Here is a 16,301-nt window from a genome sequence, read left to right as displayed (position 1 = left end):
ATCAAGACGCGTCACATGCTGGCAATATGCTGGCTATGCGCAGTCATATTTTGTCCGGAGAATGATGAACCGTGTCCAATGCCTTAACCGCGGAAGATGCTCCGCAGCCACCGAAGGTACTCTCCACACCCATGGAGATCGCGGGTAACCTGCGGCAACTGCAAGAAAGCCATGATCCGCTGATCATCACATTCCACGAGCGTAAACAGCGCTTCCAGAGCTATCTGGTGGACGTTGACCGTGACAACAACATGATTGCCCTGGACGAGATGGTGCCCCGCGATGGCGAACGCTATCTGCTGGCGGGCGAGTCGTTTCGGATCGAAGGCTTCCATGAGGGCGTGCGCATCGCCTGGGAAAGCAACGGTCTGCTGAACATCGACGAATCCGGCAACACACGCTGCTATCGCGGCAAACTCCCCGACCAAGTGGTCTACCACCAGCGCCGCAATGCCTTCCGGGCTGCGTTGAAGTTGGCGCAACTGGTCAATGTCGAACTGGGCGGTGAAAAGCTCAAGTCGCCGGTCAGTGGCAAGTTGCTGGATATTTCCGCCACCGGTTGCAAATTGCGTTTTGAGGGCGACATCACCAGCCGCCTGCAATTGGGCCAGGTCTACGAGCGCTTCGTTGCCGCCCTGCCCTTCGGCAGCATGACCACACCGGTGGAATTGCGTTACCTGCACTTCGAAGAAAAGATCTCCACCACCTTCGCCGGACTCCGCTTTCACAATATGAGCGGGCTGGAGCAGCGCCAGGTCGAGCGCTTCGTGTACCAGCTTCAGCGTGAAGCCCGACGCTTCGACAAAGACGATATCTGATCCAGCGCTTCAACAAAAAACGGGCAGTCCCTTGCGGAACTGCCCGTTTTTTTATGCATCAAGGTTAGGGCCTGGCCTCAGTAAAACTTGGCTCGCGACCTGAGTCCGGGTCTTCCGGTGGCGTCGATTCGGGCTCAGGAGTCGGGTCCGGCTCCGCTTCAGGATGAACCGGGCTGTGCATCTGCTCCTGCACTACCTGCTCATCGACACGCGGGTCAAGGCACGCCACCAGCGGCGAGCTCGACATGCTGTCCGGCATCGCCACGTGATGCAGCGGCGCATCGTCGACCTGATGCAGGTTGGTGACCGCTTTCGGGCGGATCCGCCACACCAGCACCAACGCGAAGAAACTGAAAAACGCATAAAGACTCTGGCTGCCGAACAGCTTCATCAGTACCCCGGCGACCAACGGCCCGATACTGGCGCCGACACCGTAGGTCACCAGCAACATCGCCGTCAGCGAAACCCGACGATCACCTTCAACGTGGTCATTGGAGAACGCCACGGCCAACGGATACAGGCAGAACTGCACCAGCGAGCAAAGGAAGCCGGAGATGAACAACACCTCCAACGGCACTTTCTGCAGAATCGCCAGCGGCAGCGCGGCCAGTGCCAGGCTGAAGGCAAAACAACGGATCAACAGCGCCCGGTCATAACGGTCAGACAGCCAACCCAGCGGCCACTGCACCAGCAGGCCGGCAAAAATGCAGCTACCCATGAACAGACCGACCTGCTCGGTGGACAGTCCCTGCTGGGACGCATACAGCGGCGCCAGACCGTAGAACGAGCCGACGATCAACCCCGCACCCAATACCGTGCTCAGCGACTGTGGCACGCGTTTGATGAAGAAACGCGGCTCCATCGGGGCCGGGTGCAACGGCGCCGGGTGAATCCTTCGAGTGAGGGCCACCGGCACCAGGCACAAGGCGAAACACAAGGCGACCAGCATCAGCAGTTCCAGGCCCAGGCCGGGGTGCATGACCAGTATCAGTTGACCCAGCACCAAGCCCAGGTACGAGGCGATCATATAGCCGCTAAACACCATGCCGCGCTGCTTCGCGTCGGCCTGTTCGTTGAGCCAGCTCTCGATGACCATGTACTGGCACATCATGCCCAGGCCGACGATTACCCGCAGAAACAGCCAGGCCGGCAGCCAGTCGATCAAGCCGTGGCCGAGCACCGCCGCCCCGACGATCCCGGCACACGCGGCATACGCACGAATGTGCCCGACCCGGGCAATCAGCCGGTGACCGATCTTGCCACCCAGCACCAGGCCGAAATAGTTGGCCGCCATCAACGCACCCACCCACAGGCTGTCGACATGGTCGGCGGCCAGGCGCAAGGCCAGGTAAGTGCTTAACAGGCCCGAGCCGATCAACATCATCAGCGAGGCGAAATACAACGCTCGAAAGGATTTCCAGATTTGGCGCATCGGCGTTCCGAGCGGCTCCTTGCAGTGAAGATCGGGCTAACCAAACGATAGCCCGAAGACGACGAAGCGTCAGGCCTGGGCGGCTAAAACACGCCGTTCCCAGGGGGTAATTTCATCAAAGAAGCTGGTCAGCTCCATGGACTTCGAAGCGACGTAGCCTTCGATGAACTCGGCGCCAAACAGTTCCTTCGCCAATTGACTACGTTTCAGACGCTCAAGAGCCGCATGCAAGGTACACGGCAGCGAAAGATTATCCGGCACTTCGAATTCACCCTGGATCGCCTCACTCGGCTCCAGTTCTTTTTCAATACCATACAAGCCCGCGGCCAAGCTGGCGGCGATGGCCAGGTACGGATTGGCGTCAGCCCCCGGCAAACGGTTCTCGACCCGACGAGCAACCGGCGCACTGGCCGGAATGCGCAACCCGGCAGCCCGATTGTCGTGGGACCAGCAGGCATTATTTGGTGACGCATACGGATGGCACAAGCGCTGATAAGAGTTCACGTTGGGTGCGAACAGTGCCGTGAAATCAGCCATGCCGGCCTGTTGACCGCCGATGAAGTGACGGAAAGCGGCGGTCGGCTGACCGGCTTCGTCACTGAACACATTCTTTCCGGTGGCAATGTCGACGATGCTTTGGTGAATATGCATCGAACTGCCCGGCGTGTGCGCCAGCGGCTTGGCCATGCAGACCACGGTCAGGCCATGCTTGAGCGCGACTTCCTTGAGCAGGTGCTTGAACAGCAATGTCTGGTCGGCCAGCAGCAGCGCATCACCATGCAGCAGGTTGATCTCGAACTGACTGACACCCATTTCATGCATGAAGGTATCGCGCGGCAAACCCAGCGCCGCCATGCATTCGTAGACTTCACTGAAGAACGGCCGCAAGCCGCTATTGGAACTGACACTGAACGCCGACTGACCGTCCTCGCGACGACCGTCCAGGCCCACGGGAGGCTGGAACGGTTGTGTCGGATCGGGGTTGGGCGCGAACACGAAGAATTCCAGCTCGGTCGCTACCACCGGCGCCAGGCCACGAGCCGCATAGCGCGCGATCACAGCCTTGAGCTGACCACGGGTCGACAGTCGCGAACCCTCGCCGCTCAATTCGTCCGCATCGCAAATGGCCAGCGCCCGAGGCTGCTGGCTCCAGGGCAACCGATAGATGTGCGCAACGTCCGGCACCAAGGCCAGGTCGCCATCATCGCTGCCGTAAAAACGTGCCGGCGGATAGCCGCCCATGATGCATTGCAGCAGCACACCCCGCGCCAACTGCAAGCGTCGTCCTTCGAGAAAACCCTCGGCCGTCATGACTTTGCCCCGGGGTACGCCATTCAAGTCCGGGGTGACACATTCAATCTCATCAATGCCCGCCAATCGCTGTGCGAGTGAACGATGGCCATCGGTTGTCATGACGCAATCCTTTGTTGTGCGAGCCGCGAACGGCGACCCGTACAAAATAGGCTCCGCCTGTTCAGAATTTCAAGCAGTGCCACACAATAAAGAACGGTCAGGGCAGATAAAGGGTGAACATACCGCCGCCCAATGGGCCGCCATTGCTGAGCAGGGTGCGTCCGCCGACGCCATTGCGCTGGTGCAGCGCGGCGATCCGCCCGGCAAAATACAGGCCCAGCCCGGTGCTACTGCTGCTGTAGTTGATGCCCTGCACATAATCCGCCTGACACTCGATCATCTCGGCCGGATAGCCGTTGCCATCGTCGTTGATGCTCAGCACCAGTTGACCGCCCTCGTCACTGACGCTGATCAGCAGCGACTCGCGCGCGTAACGAATGGCGTTGTTGATGATGTTGCCCAGCACCGAGGCGACCAGTTCCCGATCGAAGAAACCCAGCGGGCTCAACGGGTCGACTTCGTAGGTCGCGATGATGCCGCGACTGGCAAACACTTCTTGATGACTGGCCAGTTGCGCCTCAAGGAAATCATCCAGATCGTGGTAGGCCGGCTGCAGCGGTAGCTGATTGACGCCCAGTTTGTACAGGCCCAACAACTGCACCAACATGCCGTTGAGGTGCGCGAACTCATACTCGATGACGCCCTGCTCCGGGCAGTGCTGCTGCGGATCAGGCAAGCGCGCCAGCCAATGGCTGTGTGCCTGCATCACCATGGCCAGCGAGTTCTTCATGTCATGCACGGTGGAGGCAATCACCGTCGAGAAATCCAATGCCGGGCTGTCTTGGCTCATCCGTTGAACGCCTTGATTTTGAGTTTCTGATAGCGCGGATAACGCGCGTCGGTATCGGGCATCAAGCCGACCATTTTCAGGCAAACCCGACATTCTTCTATTTCCGCCGACGGCACACTGGTGTCAGTGCCGTGCAACAGCGACTGCGCCATGTTCAGGGCGATACTGATGTTTTTCGGCTGCATTGCCAGCGCTTTGCGGAACACCGCGCGGGCTTCCACCAGGTTGCCGGTCTTGTACACCCGCACGCCTTGGCGGTTCAGTTCGGCGGCGGCGTTGCTGGAACTGAGGATCGTCGGGTCGTCAGTCAGTTTGGCGATGCCCTTCATCACGACCGGATCGTCACCGTAGATTTCCGCGCAGTTTTTCAACATCGATGCGCCAGCACTCGCCTGACCGAGCATTTGCAATTGTTTGGCCACCAGCAGCGCCGCTTCGGCGCTCATGAATTGCTCCATGCCATCAAGGCGCATCATCGCTTGCTCGGTGAGCTTCTCGGCAGTTTCGGCATCGTTGAGCAACAGACTGGTGGCTTTCATCAGGCGCGCACGAATCTGCAGGCCAGGGTCGCTCGGATTTTCCTTGGCCACCAGGCTCAGGGTCGTGTTGATTTCCAGGCGGGTGCGAGTATCCAGGCCTTTCTCGCTGCCTTTGCTGATCAAGGCATGAGCCAGGCCCAGGTTGCTTTCCGCATCCTTGAAACGCGACTGGGCCCCTTGGCTCACCGCCTGGCGATAAGCTCGGGAGGCGGTGTCGAAATCTTCGTTGGCCATCGCCAGTTTGCCCAGCAGCGCTTGTCGGCGAACCGCCAGCGGCGACAGACGAATGGCTTCTTCCAGTACTTTTTGGGCGCCCTTGTTGTCGCCTTCGACCACCAGCACGTCGGCCATGCCGTCATACAACGCAGGCATCAACGGAAACACTTTCAGGGCTTTTTCGTAGATGCCCTTGGCCTGGCTGACCTGGCCGCGCTTGAACAGCAACTGGCCCAACCCGGCAAACGCCCACGGCAACGGTCGATCAGCAATGATGCTGTCGTAGAGGCGCTCCAGCGCTTCGTTCTGATTCAAGTCGCGCAACGCATCCGCACGGTAGCGCAAGCACAGTGGTGAATAACGGATGTCTTTCTTGCACAGCTCGATGCAGGCATTGAGCACTTCAAGTGGCTTGCCACGGTCGAGTGCTTGCAGGATCGGCTTGAGCAGGTTCTTGCGTTGCTCCAGGCGCTCCAGGCGCTGAGCCAGGCCCGAGCGGTTGAACGGCTTGGTCAGGTAGGCATCCGGTTCGTGCTCCAGCGCACTGAGGACCATGGCCTGGCTGGTTTCAGCAGTGACCATGACAAACACACTTTCATGGCTGATCAGCTTCTCGATCATCAAGTCTTCAAGCACTTGCTGACCGTTCTTCTTGCCGTCGCCGAGGTGGAAATCCTGCAGGATGAAATCGTAGGACTTCTGCGAACACATGCGCAGCGCCTGCTCGCCAGAATCTGCGGTATCCACGTCCTTGACGCCCAGTTCACGCAGCATGGACCTGACGGAACTGCGGAAATCCGAGAAATCATCGACGATCAGAAAACTCTTTTGGTGATACGACAGCATCGAAGATTTCCAGGCAATTTTAAGAAGAAGAGCGTGACCGTTCGGGTTATCGGCCAGCACTGGCGTTACCTTGAGAATTAGTAGGCCTCAAGTGTCGGCTAAATGTTTGAGCGAGTGGTCAGAACCCCACCGCCCCCCGGCCCGACGCGTATAAACGAAGACCTCCTCCCGGCGAAGTCCGCCGACTCGAGCATTACTCCAGAGATACGCCTGCCAGGGCAGTTCGCGACCGTCGTGACGCTGCTGGGTGGCCTGGTTGCGCCGGCATGGCCGGTTGATTGTCCGTCACCGGCGGTGGCCAATAACACGAACTGCACAGTACCGGTCGGTACAACCGTGACAGTCAACGCCGTCAATCCCGGGGTTATACAGCCTCACTGGAAGGCGGCTACCCGTTCTTGATCGATAAGGGCGAAGGTGAGGACAAATACGAAAACCTCTACCTCGAACCGCAGGCCCAATTGATCTATTCGCACATCGACCTCGATGACAGCAATGACATTGCTGCCGACGTACGTTTCAGGGATGTCGACTCGCTGATTGGCCGCCTGGGCGTGCGCCTTGCCAAAGACTGGTTCCGCGAAAATGACAAAGGAGAAACATTGCGCACCAATGGCTGGCTGCGTCCCAGTGTCTGGCATGAGTTCAAGGGGCAACCCAAAACCGAATTCTCCTCGGCCGACGGCTTCGTGCCCTTCGAGGCGGATATTGGCGGGAGTTGGTGGGAGGCCAACCTGGGTGTCGATTATCAGGCCGACAAGAAAGTCACGTTCTATATTTCAGCCGGCTATCAGAAGGCCTTTGATGGCGACAGCCATAGCTATGAGGGCATGCTGGGGGTGAAATACGATTTCTGACCTTGGCCGGAGCGGCAAAAGGAACGTCATCGGTGTGGAAAGGAAGGTGGTGTCCCAGGGCAGGTTCGAACTGCCAGCCTTCCCCTTAGGAGGGGGATGCTCTATCCAATTGAGCTACTGGGACACAAGTCGCACGCATCGCGGTGCGATGGAGGGCCTGCATGTTAACGGGCAGGCCTGCGTTTGTCATGTCGTCCGTAGGGCTTTTTAACTGTAGGCAGACGCCCGTATGGCGGCGGGTTCGTTTACCGTGCAAATTGCATCCTCTCAAAATGCCATCATTGCAATTTGCAACGCAGGCTGTTTTCAAAGATAAGTTAATTCTTTGTTTTTAAAGGATTTAATAGCCGTTAAACTCCTGGCACGCGGGCTGCTTCAGCTGTTCTCAAGAATGTTCTCCAGAACAGCTGAGGTGAGCCTCATGAACCGCGCCCTTTTACTCTCGAATGCAATCGCTCTTGCAGTCCTGGCGGGTTTTCATTTTGCCCCCGAGAGCAGTGCGACGCAGGTTGCTCAGCGCATGCCGCATTACCTGCAACTGCAAAAAGCCCCGCAGTTAGCGGTCATGAATGATCAGCACGGTTTTATTCGCCAGGATGCGAGCCAGGAAGGTACACCCGTGTCGCAGGCTTCAGAACGCTTTGTATTTTGAATCATCCCTATCAGGAGCACAGCATGTCCAAATCAGCTGCAGGATTTTTGATCCTTGCCTTACTGAGCGGCATTCTTCATCTGGCAATGGTTCAGGAATCGGTGGTCACCCTGCCCCTGATTGCCTGCGGCGTTTTTGGTGGCTTATTTGTGCTGGCATTGATTGCCGGTCGAAAAATCAAATTCGATCCGGTTCTGCGTTGAGTGTCAGTAGATGCAGCAGGTTGGCAACGGTGACAGAGAGCTCCCCGGAATTATCCAGTCGATGGACCTGCGTATTATCGAGTAAATCGTTAGCGGCGAATTGTTCATTGCGCCGCAGTCTCGCTTCGATCTCATCAAGACTCTCGCGGCCACGCCGCACCAGGCGCTCGCGCAACACTTCAACCTTTACGGTCAACACTACCGGCAACAGCGCGGGATAGCGTTGTAGCGCCTCGGCAAAATGACCGCGAGAACCGTTGATCAGTACGTGACGACCGCCCTTGAGCCAATCATTAATCTGAATCGGAATGCCATAACCCAGGCCATTGGCATGCCACGACAAGGCAAAGTCCCCTGCGTCTTTGCGACGCTCGAATTCTTCGCGGGATACGCCGATGGCATCCTCACCCACAGACTCGGCCGAGCGTGTGATGACCCGACGCACCACTTCGCAGTTCATCGAGCGCAACGGTATTCGAGCCGCTTCAATGAGGCTGTCTTTGCCGGATCCGGAAGGCCCCATCAGATAAATCAGCCTGCCATCCATCCTGAATCATCCCCCACGACACTTGAGCCCCTAGTAAATCGGCAATTTGCCACTATTCTGTATTAGACAAGGATCAAGGATCGAATCCTTATAGCATGCACCTTCAGGCGTTTTCGGACATCACCTGCGGAGGCAAAGGATGCATTCAGCGATGCGGCGCTGGGCAAATTTTTTCCAACCAGTCCGCATTTCTGAAAATGGGTGCTGGCAGAACGCCTTTACCCAGATCAATATTTGTCACAGAATTGACGCCAATGATCTGGCTGCTTTGAGGCATGATGCGCGCCTCTATCAATTCAGGTTGAACATTTGGCCATAACGCTTGTCCTACCAGACATCCTGCGGCCAATCCCGAGAACCGCTCCCCTGAACTAACCGGTTAAATATATGCGCCCATTGAAACAGGCAATTTATTCCAGCCGTACGGCTGACAAGTTCGTCGTACGTCTGCCAGACGGAATGCGTGAACGCATTGCCGAGGTGGCTCGCAATCATCATCGCAGCATGAACTCCGAAATCATTGCGCGCCTTGAGCAGAGCCTTATTCAGGAAGGCGCACTGGGCGAAGAATTGAGCATGCGCCTGGACAGCCCCGAACTGTCATTGCACGAACGCGAGTTACTGCAACGCTTTCGTCAACTCTCTCACCGCCAACAAAACGCTCTCGTGTCGCTGATTGCCCACGACGCCGAATTGGCCGCCGACGCTTCCTGATTCATCCCGAAAGCTCAAGCCAGCATAATTGCTGGCTTTTTTTTGCCTGAAATCTGGCAAAAAAAACCCGCCGGGTTGGGCGGGTTTTCAAAAGCGTACACGTCAGAGCAGAAAGATCGTCGCCAGCCCGAGGAAGATGAAGAATCCGCCGCTGTCGGTCATGGCAGTAATCATTACACTCGCGCCCATCGCCGGGTCGCGCCCAAGTCGCGCCAAGGTCATTGGAATCAAAACCCCCATCAATGCTGCCAGCAACAGATTGAGCGTCATGGCGGCAGTCATGACCACGCCAAGGGACCAACTGCCGTAAAGCATATAGGCCACTGCCCCAATCACCCCGCCCCAGACCAGGCCATTGATCAAACCGACCGCCAGCTCCTTGCGCATCAGTCGCGAGGTATTGCCGGTACTGACCTGATCCAGAGCCATGGCCCGCACGATCATGGTGATGGTCTGGTTACCGGAGTTGCCACCGATACCGGCGACGATCGGCATCAGTGCCGCCAGCGCGACCAGTTTTTCGATGGAGCCTTCAAACAGGCCAATTACCCGGGAAGCAATAAACGCAGTAATCAGGTTCACCGCCAGCCAGGCCCAACGGTTACGCAGGGATTTCCAGACTGACGCAAAAATGTCTTCTTCTTCGCGCAGACCCGCCATGTTGAGAACTTCGTTTTCGCTCTCTTCACGAATCAGGTCGACCATTTCGTCGATGGTCAGACGGCCGATCAGCTTGCCGTTCTTGTCGACCACGGGGGCAGAGATCAAGTCATAACGTTCAAACGCCTGAGCAGCGTCGTAGGCGTCCTCGTCCGGGTGAAAACTCACCGGATCGCTGGCCATGACTTCCGAAACCTGTTTTTCCGGATCGTTGACCAGCAAACGCTTGATCGGCAGCACACCCTTGAGCACGCCGTCATAGTCGACCACAAACAATTTGTCGGTATGACCCGGCAGCTCCTTGAGACGGCGCAGGTAACGCAGGACCACTTCGAGACTGACATCCTCACGGATGGTCACCATCTCGAAGTCCATCAGTGCACCGACCTGCTCCTCGTCATAGGACAACGCGGAGCGAACGCGCTCACGCTGTTGGCCGTCGAGGGTTTCCATCAGCTCGTGGACGACGTCTCGCGGCAGCTCGGAAGCCAGGTCAGCAAGTTCGTCGGCGTCCATGTCCTTGGCCGCCGCCAGGAGCTCGTGATCGTCCATGTCGGCGATCAGGGTTTCACGGACCGAGTCGGATACTTCGAGCAGGATGTCGCCGTCACGATCCGCCTTGACCAGCTGCCAAAGCGTCAGACGATCGTCCAGCGGCAGTGCTTCAAGGATGTAGGCGACGTCGGCGGAGTGCAGATCATCGAGCTTGCGTTGCAGCTCGACGAGATTCTGCCGGTGAACCAGGTTCTCGACCCGGTCGTGGTGCGGACCTTCCTGGCGATGAGTCAGGTCTTCGACAACCCGCTGACGCTGCAACAGCTCAACAACTTGAGCGAGGCGGTCCTGCAGGCTTTCTTGCGTTTTCTTTACTTCAACTTCGGACATAGGCGAACTCCACTCCCAGCAGCGGGGCACGCCGGAAGGATCAATCAGTCAATTCATGATTGGTAAAACGGGGTATTGAGTAACTACTGGGTAAGTCCATGGATGTATTCCACAAGCCCCGGCGGGGCTGACGGGCGCAATGATACACCGCCCAACGGTTTTAAACGTTAAAAAATCGTGGCTGAAACAAGCGCTTGCAAGCCAAACCTGAGCGCCACCTTATCTATCAAACTGCGACGACTCATTCTGAAAAGAAAACACACCGCTCTCAAAAAATGTAGCAGCTACCCTTGATATCGACCGTCATGGAGGACGCCAAATGTCACCTTATTCCTACTATTTTTTGCTGAGTGCGCTGCTTTGCCTGTCGCCTTGGTTGCATGCGGCGGCTGTCCACCGGTGCGAGGCACCCAACGGGCACCTGACCTTCACCACTATGAGCTGCACGGACGCAGAGAGCCTGTCAGTGCAGGAGGTGCGCCCCTTCACCCCCGGCAGCGTGATGGCGCTCATGCCGAACGCCGACAGCACTGAAAAATCAGGCAGGAATAGCAAAAGCAGAGCGCCGACCATTGTGGGTCAAGCCGAGGACAAATGTGGAAATCTGATCGACGCCAGAAAACGGCGCGAAGCGATCATCAATCAACGAGTCGTTGCCGGCATGAGTCAACAGGATGTCGAGAGCGCTCTCGGCAAGCCAGACAAGATCAGTATCAGGAATTCATCAACGAGTTACCGTTACGACACCAAGCGAGGTCGCAGCGCACATGTCGAGTTCGACGAGAAAGGATGTACGAAAGGAAAAGCCAAATCCCAGACGGCAAAAAGCCCGCATTAAATGCGGGCTTTCTGTTGTATGGTGCACTCGACAGGATTCGAACCTGTGACCGCTCGGTTCGTAGCCGAGTACTCTATCCAGCTGAGCTACGAGTGCATTTGTGTTTTTAGACCAGACCACAACTGGCTGAAGCAAAGTCGCTCGCATCACTGCAAACAACTCTTAAATGGTGCACTCGACAGGATTCGAACCTGTGACCGCTCGGTTCGTAGCCGAGTACTCTATCCAGCTGAGCTACGAGTGCATTTGTTGCCGCGCATTATAGGCCGTTGAATCTTTTTGTAAAGCGCTTTTTTCTAGTAATTTCAACAACTTACCGAAGAAGCCAGATTACAACGTACTACGCAAATAATGGCGGAGAACGGGGGATTCGAACCCCCGACACCCTTTTGAGGTGTACTCCCTTAGCAGGGGAGCGCCTTCGGCCACTCGGCCAGCTCTCCGCAACACGGGGCGTATCTTAACCAACCTTTTCCCCGTTTGCAAACATAAAAAACGATAAAAATTAATGGCTTGGTTCTTCGTCCTTCTCTTTCTTTATACGCAGGTAAATTTCCTCACGGTGCACAGCAACCTCTTTCGGGGCGTTCACACCGATACGCACTTGATTTCCTTTGACGCCGAGCACGGTCACGGTGATTTCGCCATCACCAATAATCAGGCTTTCTGCGCACCGACGGGTCAGAATCAGCATACCTTTCTCCTAACGCATTTCATTTCAGGGACAACAGTCTGCAAAAAAAAGGCACTCGACCCACAACCAGAATGATCGCAGCCCTACATGCCTGAGTATTGACCAGCGCGAGCAAAAGAACAGTTCCAGGTCGCGCTACTCAAAAAAAAACGAAGGGCGCGGTCAGACCGCGCCCTTCGTCAAACGCATCACTCGCCCTGACGGGCTGGCGCGTCCAGTTCGAAAGCCGTGTGCAGAGCGCGCACAGCCAGTTCCAGGTACTTCTCTTCGATCACAACGGAGACTTTGATTTCCGAGGTCGAGATCATCTGGATATTGATGCTTTCTTTCGCCAGCGATTCGAACATGCGGCTGGCCACGCCTGCGTGCGAACGCATGCCAACGCCCACGATCGACACCTTGGCGATCTTGGTGTCACCCACGACTTCACGGGCACCCAGTTCGCTAGCAGTTTTTTCCAGCACGGTTTGCGCCGCCTGGTAGTCGTTGCGGTGCACAGTGAAGGTGAAGTCGGTGGTGTTATCGTGCGCAACGTTCTGCACGATCATGTCGACCTCAATGTTCGCGGCACTGATCGGGCCGAGAATCTTGAATGCAACGCCCGGGATGTCTGGCACGCCACGGATGGTCAGCTTGGCTTCATCGCGGTTGAAAGCGATACCGGAAATGATCGGCTGTTCCATGGTTTCCTCTTCATCAATAGTAATGAGGGTGCCCGGACCCTCCTTGAAGCTGTGCAGAACGCGCAGCGGAACGTTGTACTTGCCGGCGAACTCGACCGCACGGATCTGCAAAACCTTGGAACCGAGGCTGGCCATTTCCAGCATCTCTTCGAAGGTAATCTTTTCCAGGCGCTGGGCCACGGACACCACGCGCGGGTCAGTGGTGTAGACACCATCGACATCGGTGTAGATCTGGCATTCATCAGCCTTCAAGGCTGCTGCCAGCGCCACGCCGGTGGTATCGGAACCGCCACGACCGAGGGTGGTGATGTTGCCGTGCTCGTCGACGCCCTGGAAACCGGCGACAACCACCACGCGACCGGCCTTCAGGTCGCCGCGAATCTTCTGGTCATCAATCTGCAAGATACGCGCTTTATTGTGCGCGCTATCGGTCAGAATCCGTACCTGATTGCCGGTGTACGACACCGCTGGCACGCCACGCTTCATCAGCGCCATGGCCAACAGCGCAATCGTCACCTGCTCACCGGTGGAGACAATCACATCCAGTTCACGCGGAACCGGTTGGTCATCACCACTGATTTGCTTGGCCAGATCGATCAGACGGTTGGTTTCGCCGCTCATTGCAGACAGCACAACCACCAGGTCATCGCCGGCATCGCGGAATTTCTTAACCTTGTCGGCGACCTGCTCGATTCTCTCGACAGTGCCGACCGAGGTGCCTCCAAATTTCTGTACGATCAAAGCCATTTCAAAGCCGCCTCTGCCCATGAAGGGCGCCCAAATAATCACTCAAACAGCGTTCTGGCCCACCACTAGACCGCGGGCCAGACACACTGCCTTATAAACCCTGCTCTACAAATGGAACGGTCAGGGCCAATGCTGCATCCAGTGCGCCAGCGTCTGTACCGCCGCCCTGCGCCATGTCTGGACGACCACCGCCCTTCCCGCCCACTGCCGCAGCGGCTTGCTTCATCAAATCACCGGCTTTGAGTTGGCCAGTCAGGTCTTTGGTTACGCCTGCAACCAGAACGACCTTTTCCTCATGGACACTGCCGAGCAGGATCACTGCGCGGCCGAGTTTGTTTTTCAGTTGATCGACCAGCGCCAGCAGCGCTTTGCCGTCCTGACCGTCCAGACGCACGGCCAACACCTTCACGCCTTTGACGTCCAGTGCAGAGGCCGACAGATCGTCGCCCGCCGCGCTGGCAGCCTTGGCCTGCAACTGCTCGAGTTGCTTCTCCAGCAGACGGTTGCGCTCCAGCACAGCCGACAGCTTGTCGATCAGGTTGTCGCGGCTACCCTTGACCAGGTTCGCCGCTTCCTTGAGTTGTTCTTCAGCCGCATTCAAGTAGGCCAGTGCCGCAGCACCAGTGACTGCCTCGATACGACGTACGCCCGATGCCACACCGCCTTCGCTGATGATTTTCAGCAGGCCGATGTCGCCGGTACGGTTGGCATGGATACCGCCGCACAGCTCGACGGAGAAATCACCGCCCATGCTCAGTACGCGCACGTTGTCGCCGTACTTCTCGCCGAACAGCGCCATGGCGCCCTTCTTCTTGGCGGTTTCGATGTCGGTTTCTTCGGTTTCAACGGCGGAGTTCTTGCGAATCTCGGCGTTGACGATGTCTTCCAGCGCTTTCAACTGCTCAGGTTTGATCGCCTCGAAGTGACTGAAGTCAAAGCGCAGGCGCTGACTGTCGACCAACGAGCCTTTTTGCTGAACGTGATCGCCCAGCACCTGACGCAATGCCGCGTGCAGCAAGTGGGTCGCCGAGTGGTTCAGCGAAGTGGCGTGACGCACGTCAGCCTCAACGTGGGCTTCCACGGGAGCGCCGATGATCAGGCTGCCGCTTGCCAGCACGCCGTGGTGCAGGAACGCTCCGCCGGTCTTGGTGGTGTCACGCACGTCGAAACGCGAAGCGCCGGCTTGCAGATAACCACAATCGCCGATCTGGCCACCGGATTCGGCGTAGAACGGCGTCTTGTCGAGAACGATCACGCCCTCGTCGCCTTCGCTCAATACGTCGACCGACTGGCCGTCCTTGTACAGGGCAACGATTTTTGCCGAACCGCTGGTATCGGTGTAGCCAGTGAATTCGGTGGCCACGTCAACCTTGACCAGGGTGTTGTAGTCCAGGCCGAACGAGCTGGCCGAACGCGCACGCACGCGCTGGGCTTCCATCTCGCGCTCGAATCCGGCTTCGTCGATGGTCAGCTCTCGCTCACGGGCAATGTCGGCGGTCAGGTCCATTGGGAAACCGTAGGTGTCATACAGCTTGAACACCACGTCGCCCGGCACCACAGTGCCTTTGAGTTCGGCCAGATCCTGCTCGAGAATCTTCAAGCCGTGTTCCAGGGTCTTGGAGAACTGCTCTTCCTCGGCCTTGAGCACGCGCTCAATGTTGGTCTGTTGCTGCTTGAGTTCCGGGAAGGCTTCGCCCATCTCGGCCACCAGCGCCGCGACGATCTTGTAGAAGAAGCTACCGGTTGCGCCCAGCTTGTTACCGTGACGGCAGGCGCGACGAATGATCCGGCGCAGTACATAACCGCGACCTTCGTTGGACGGCAGAACGCCGTCGGCGATCAGGAAGCCGCACGAACGGATGTGGTCGGAAACCACTTTCAGCGAAGACTGATCGCCATTTTCGCAGCCGATCGCATCGGCCGACGCGCTCAGCAGGTTCTTGAACAGGTCGATTTCGTAGTTGGAATTTACGTGCTGCATTACCGCACTGATCCGCTCCAGGCCCATGCCGGTGTCGACCGACGGCGCTGGCAGCGGATGCAATACGCCATCGGCGGTGCGGTTGAACTGCATGAATACGTTGTTCCAGATCTCGATGTAGCGGTCACCGTCTTCTTCCGGCGAGCCCGGTGGGCCGCCCCAGATGTGGTCGCCGTGATCGTAGAAAATCTCGGTGCATGGGCCACACGGGCCAGTATCGCCCATGGTCCAGAAGTTGTCGGAGGCGTAAGGCGCGCCCTTGTTGTCGCCGATGCGAATCATGCGCTCGACCGGCACACCGATTTCTTTGGTCCAGATGTCATACGCTTCGTCGTCCGAGGCATAGACGGTGACCCAGAGTTTTTCCTTCGGCAGCTTCAAAACGCCGGTCAGGAAAGTCCAGGCGAAGGTAATCGCGTCGTGCTTGAAATAGTCACCGAAGCTGAAGTTACCGAGCATTTCGAAGAATGTGTGGTGACGAGCGGTATAACCGACGTTTTCCAGGTCGCTGTTCTTGCCGCCGGCGCGTACGCATTTCTGGCTGCTGGTGGCGCGGGTGTACGCGCGTTTTTCCTGGCCCAGGAAGCAGTCCTTGAACTGGTTCATCCCCGCGTTAGTGAACAGCAGGGTTGGGTCGTTGCCCGGAATCAAAGAGCTGGAGGCTACACGGGTGTGGCCTTGCTCTTCGAAGAAGCGAAGGAAGGCTTCACGGATTTCTGCGCTTTTCATTAGGTTCTTCCACGGAGGCTGCGGCCAAAGGCCTGTTCGAAACGTCAACAGACGAAG

The 16,301-nt window shown here is 57.4% G+C and carries 15 protein-coding genes and 4 tRNA genes; 6 read left to right on the top strand and 13 right to left on the bottom strand.

What is annotated here, in order from left to right; translation table 11 throughout:
* The first annotated feature begins 71 nt into the window (after positions 1–71).
* Positions 72–818: a flagellar brake protein gene (locus tag BMS17_RS19215; protein WP_077431454.1), complete on the top strand. Its 747-nt coding sequence runs from the start codon at positions 72–74 to the stop codon at positions 816–818.
* Positions 819–882: 64 nt separating this feature from the next.
* On the opposite strand, the gene BMS17_RS19210 is transcribed toward BMS17_RS19215, so the two are convergent.
* The 4 genes from BMS17_RS19210 to BMS17_RS19195 form a co-directional block, all read right to left on the bottom strand.
* Entirely contained in the window at positions 883–2,250 is a 1,368-nt protein-coding gene (locus BMS17_RS19210) for an MFS transporter (protein ID WP_046031548.1), read from the bottom strand.
* Between the two features lie 69 nt (positions 2,251–2,319).
* Positions 2,320–3,561 carry a glutamine synthetase family protein gene (locus tag BMS17_RS19205; RefSeq protein ID WP_175649042.1) on the bottom strand — a complete coding sequence of 414 codons (1,242 nt, stop codon included), beginning with the start codon at positions 3,559–3,561 and terminating at the stop codon, positions 2,320–2,322.
* Between the two features lie 199 nt (positions 3,562–3,760).
* On the bottom strand, positions 3,761–4,453 hold the full coding sequence (locus tag BMS17_RS19200; RefSeq protein WP_046031546.1) for a sensor histidine kinase KdpD: 693 nt from the start codon (positions 4,451–4,453) through the stop codon (positions 3,761–3,763).
* Complete coding sequence (locus tag BMS17_RS19195; protein ID WP_077431451.1) at positions 4,450–6,054, bottom strand: tetratricopeptide repeat-containing response regulator; 1,605 nt, start codon at positions 6,052–6,054, stop codon at positions 4,450–4,452. The genes BMS17_RS19200 and BMS17_RS19195 overlap by 4 nt, the downstream gene beginning before the upstream one ends.
* A gap of 311 nt (positions 6,055–6,365) precedes the next feature.
* Here BMS17_RS19195 and BMS17_RS19190 point away from each other — a divergent pair, with 311 nt between their 5' ends.
* Entirely contained in the window at positions 6,366–6,911 is a 546-nt protein-coding gene (locus BMS17_RS19190) for an autotransporter outer membrane beta-barrel domain-containing protein (RefSeq protein ID WP_077431449.1), read from the top strand.
* A 47-nt stretch (positions 6,912–6,958) separates the two neighbouring features.
* On the opposite strand, the gene BMS17_RS19185 is transcribed toward BMS17_RS19190, so the two are convergent.
* Positions 6,959–7,035 (bottom strand) — tRNA-Arg (locus tag BMS17_RS19185).
* 297 nt (positions 7,036–7,332) lie between these two features.
* Here BMS17_RS19185 and BMS17_RS19180 point away from each other — a divergent pair.
* Complete coding sequence (locus BMS17_RS19180; RefSeq protein WP_046031817.1) at positions 7,333–7,563, top strand: hypothetical protein; 231 nt, start codon at positions 7,333–7,335, stop codon at positions 7,561–7,563.
* Positions 7,564–7,586: 23 nt separating this feature from the next.
* On the top strand, positions 7,587–7,766 hold the full coding sequence (locus BMS17_RS19175) for a PA3371 family protein (RefSeq protein WP_046031543.1): 180 nt from the start codon (positions 7,587–7,589) through the stop codon (positions 7,764–7,766).
* On the opposite strand, the gene phnN is transcribed toward BMS17_RS19175, so the two are convergent.
* On the bottom strand, positions 7,741–8,313 hold the full coding sequence (phnN, locus tag BMS17_RS19170; protein WP_046031542.1) for a phosphonate metabolism protein/1,5-bisphosphokinase (PRPP-forming) PhnN: 573 nt from the start codon (positions 8,311–8,313) through the stop codon (positions 7,741–7,743). The genes BMS17_RS19175 and phnN overlap by 26 nt on opposite strands.
* Before the next feature lie 387 nt (positions 8,314–8,700).
* Between phnN and BMS17_RS19165 the strand changes: the two genes are divergently transcribed.
* Positions 8,701–9,027 (top strand): Arc family DNA-binding protein, encoded by a 327-nt coding sequence (locus BMS17_RS19165; RefSeq protein ID WP_028620557.1) that lies wholly within the window; start codon positions 8,701–8,703, stop codon positions 9,025–9,027.
* Positions 9,028–9,129: 102 nt separating this feature from the next.
* Here the strand turns inward: BMS17_RS19165 and mgtE are convergent, their stop codons facing one another.
* Positions 9,130–10,572, bottom strand: coding sequence for a magnesium transporter (gene mgtE / locus BMS17_RS19160; RefSeq protein WP_046031541.1), 1,443 nt, complete (start codon positions 10,570–10,572; stop codon positions 9,130–9,132).
* 319 nt (positions 10,573–10,891) lie between these two features.
* On the opposite strand from mgtE, the gene BMS17_RS19155 reads away from it, so the two are divergent.
* Complete coding sequence (locus BMS17_RS19155) at positions 10,892–11,410, top strand: SmpA/OmlA family hypothetical protein (protein ID WP_046031540.1); 519 nt, start codon at positions 10,892–10,894, stop codon at positions 11,408–11,410.
* Between the two features lie 19 nt (positions 11,411–11,429).
* On the opposite strand, the gene BMS17_RS19150 is transcribed toward BMS17_RS19155, so the two are convergent.
* The 6 genes from BMS17_RS19150 to alaS all read right to left on the bottom strand — a co-directional run bounded on the left by BMS17_RS19150 (position 11,430) and on the right by alaS (position 16,244).
* Positions 11,430–11,506 (bottom strand) — tRNA-Arg (locus BMS17_RS19150).
* 71 nt (positions 11,507–11,577) lie between these two features.
* Positions 11,578–11,654: transfer RNA gene (locus BMS17_RS19145), tRNA-Arg, on the bottom strand.
* Between the two features lie 108 nt (positions 11,655–11,762).
* Positions 11,763–11,853 (bottom strand) — tRNA-Ser (locus BMS17_RS19140).
* A 62-nt stretch (positions 11,854–11,915) separates the two neighbouring features.
* On the bottom strand, positions 11,916–12,104 hold the full coding sequence (csrA, locus tag BMS17_RS19135; protein WP_002554426.1) for a carbon storage regulator CsrA: 189 nt from the start codon (positions 12,102–12,104) through the stop codon (positions 11,916–11,918).
* Positions 12,105–12,292: 188 nt separating this feature from the next.
* Entirely contained in the window at positions 12,293–13,534 is a 1,242-nt protein-coding gene (locus BMS17_RS19130) for an aspartate kinase (RefSeq protein WP_046031539.1), read from the bottom strand.
* Between the two features lie 91 nt (positions 13,535–13,625).
* Positions 13,626–16,244 carry an alanine--tRNA ligase gene (gene alaS / locus BMS17_RS19125; RefSeq protein WP_046031538.1) on the bottom strand — a complete coding sequence of 873 codons (2,619 nt, stop codon included), beginning with the start codon at positions 16,242–16,244 and terminating at the stop codon, positions 13,626–13,628.
* Positions 16,245–16,301: the final 57 nt, after the last annotated feature.

The sequence above is a fragment of the Pseudomonas sp. C9 genome (assembly GCF_002000165.1).
In the GTDB taxonomy this organism is placed as follows: Bacteria; Pseudomonadota; Gammaproteobacteria; order Pseudomonadales; family Pseudomonadaceae; genus Aquipseudomonas.
This window is presented reverse-complemented; position numbering and strand designations above follow the sequence as displayed.

Coding starts and splice junctions, on each gene's coding strand:
- BMS17_RS19210 (WP_046031548.1), bottom strand. CDS start 2,250: ATGCGCCAAATCTGGAAATCCTTTCGAGCGTTGTATTTCGCCTCGCTG.
- BMS17_RS19205 (WP_175649042.1), bottom strand. CDS start 3,561: ATGACGGCCGAGGGTTTTCTCGAAGGACGACGCTTGCAGTTGGCGCGG.
- BMS17_RS19200 (WP_046031546.1), bottom strand. CDS start 4,453: ATGAGCCAAGACAGCCCGGCATTGGATTTCTCGACGGTGATTGCCTCC.
- BMS17_RS19195 (WP_077431451.1), bottom strand. CDS start 6,054: ATGCTGTCGTATCACCAAAAGAGTTTTCTGATCGTCGATGATTTCTCG.
- BMS17_RS19180 (WP_046031817.1), top strand. CDS start 7,333: ATGAACCGCGCCCTTTTACTCTCGAATGCAATCGCTCTTGCAGTCCTG.
- BMS17_RS19175 (WP_046031543.1), top strand. CDS start 7,587: ATGTCCAAATCAGCTGCAGGATTTTTGATCCTTGCCTTACTGAGCGGC.
- phnN (WP_046031542.1), bottom strand. CDS start 8,313: ATGGATGGCAGGCTGATTTATCTGATGGGGCCTTCCGGATCCGGCAAA.
- BMS17_RS19165 (WP_028620557.1), top strand. CDS start 8,701: ATGCGCCCATTGAAACAGGCAATTTATTCCAGCCGTACGGCTGACAAG.
- mgtE (WP_046031541.1), bottom strand. CDS start 10,572: ATGTCCGAAGTTGAAGTAAAGAAAACGCAAGAAAGCCTGCAGGACCGC.
- BMS17_RS19155 (WP_046031540.1), top strand. CDS start 10,892: ATGTCACCTTATTCCTACTATTTTTTGCTGAGTGCGCTGCTTTGCCTG.
- csrA (WP_002554426.1), bottom strand. CDS start 12,104: ATGCTGATTCTGACCCGTCGGTGCGCAGAAAGCCTGATTATTGGTGAT.
- BMS17_RS19130 (WP_046031539.1), bottom strand. CDS start 13,534: ATGGCTTTGATCGTACAGAAATTTGGAGGCACCTCGGTCGGCACTGTC.
- alaS (WP_046031538.1), bottom strand. CDS start 16,244: ATGAAAAGCGCAGAAATCCGTGAAGCCTTCCTTCGCTTCTTCGAAGAG.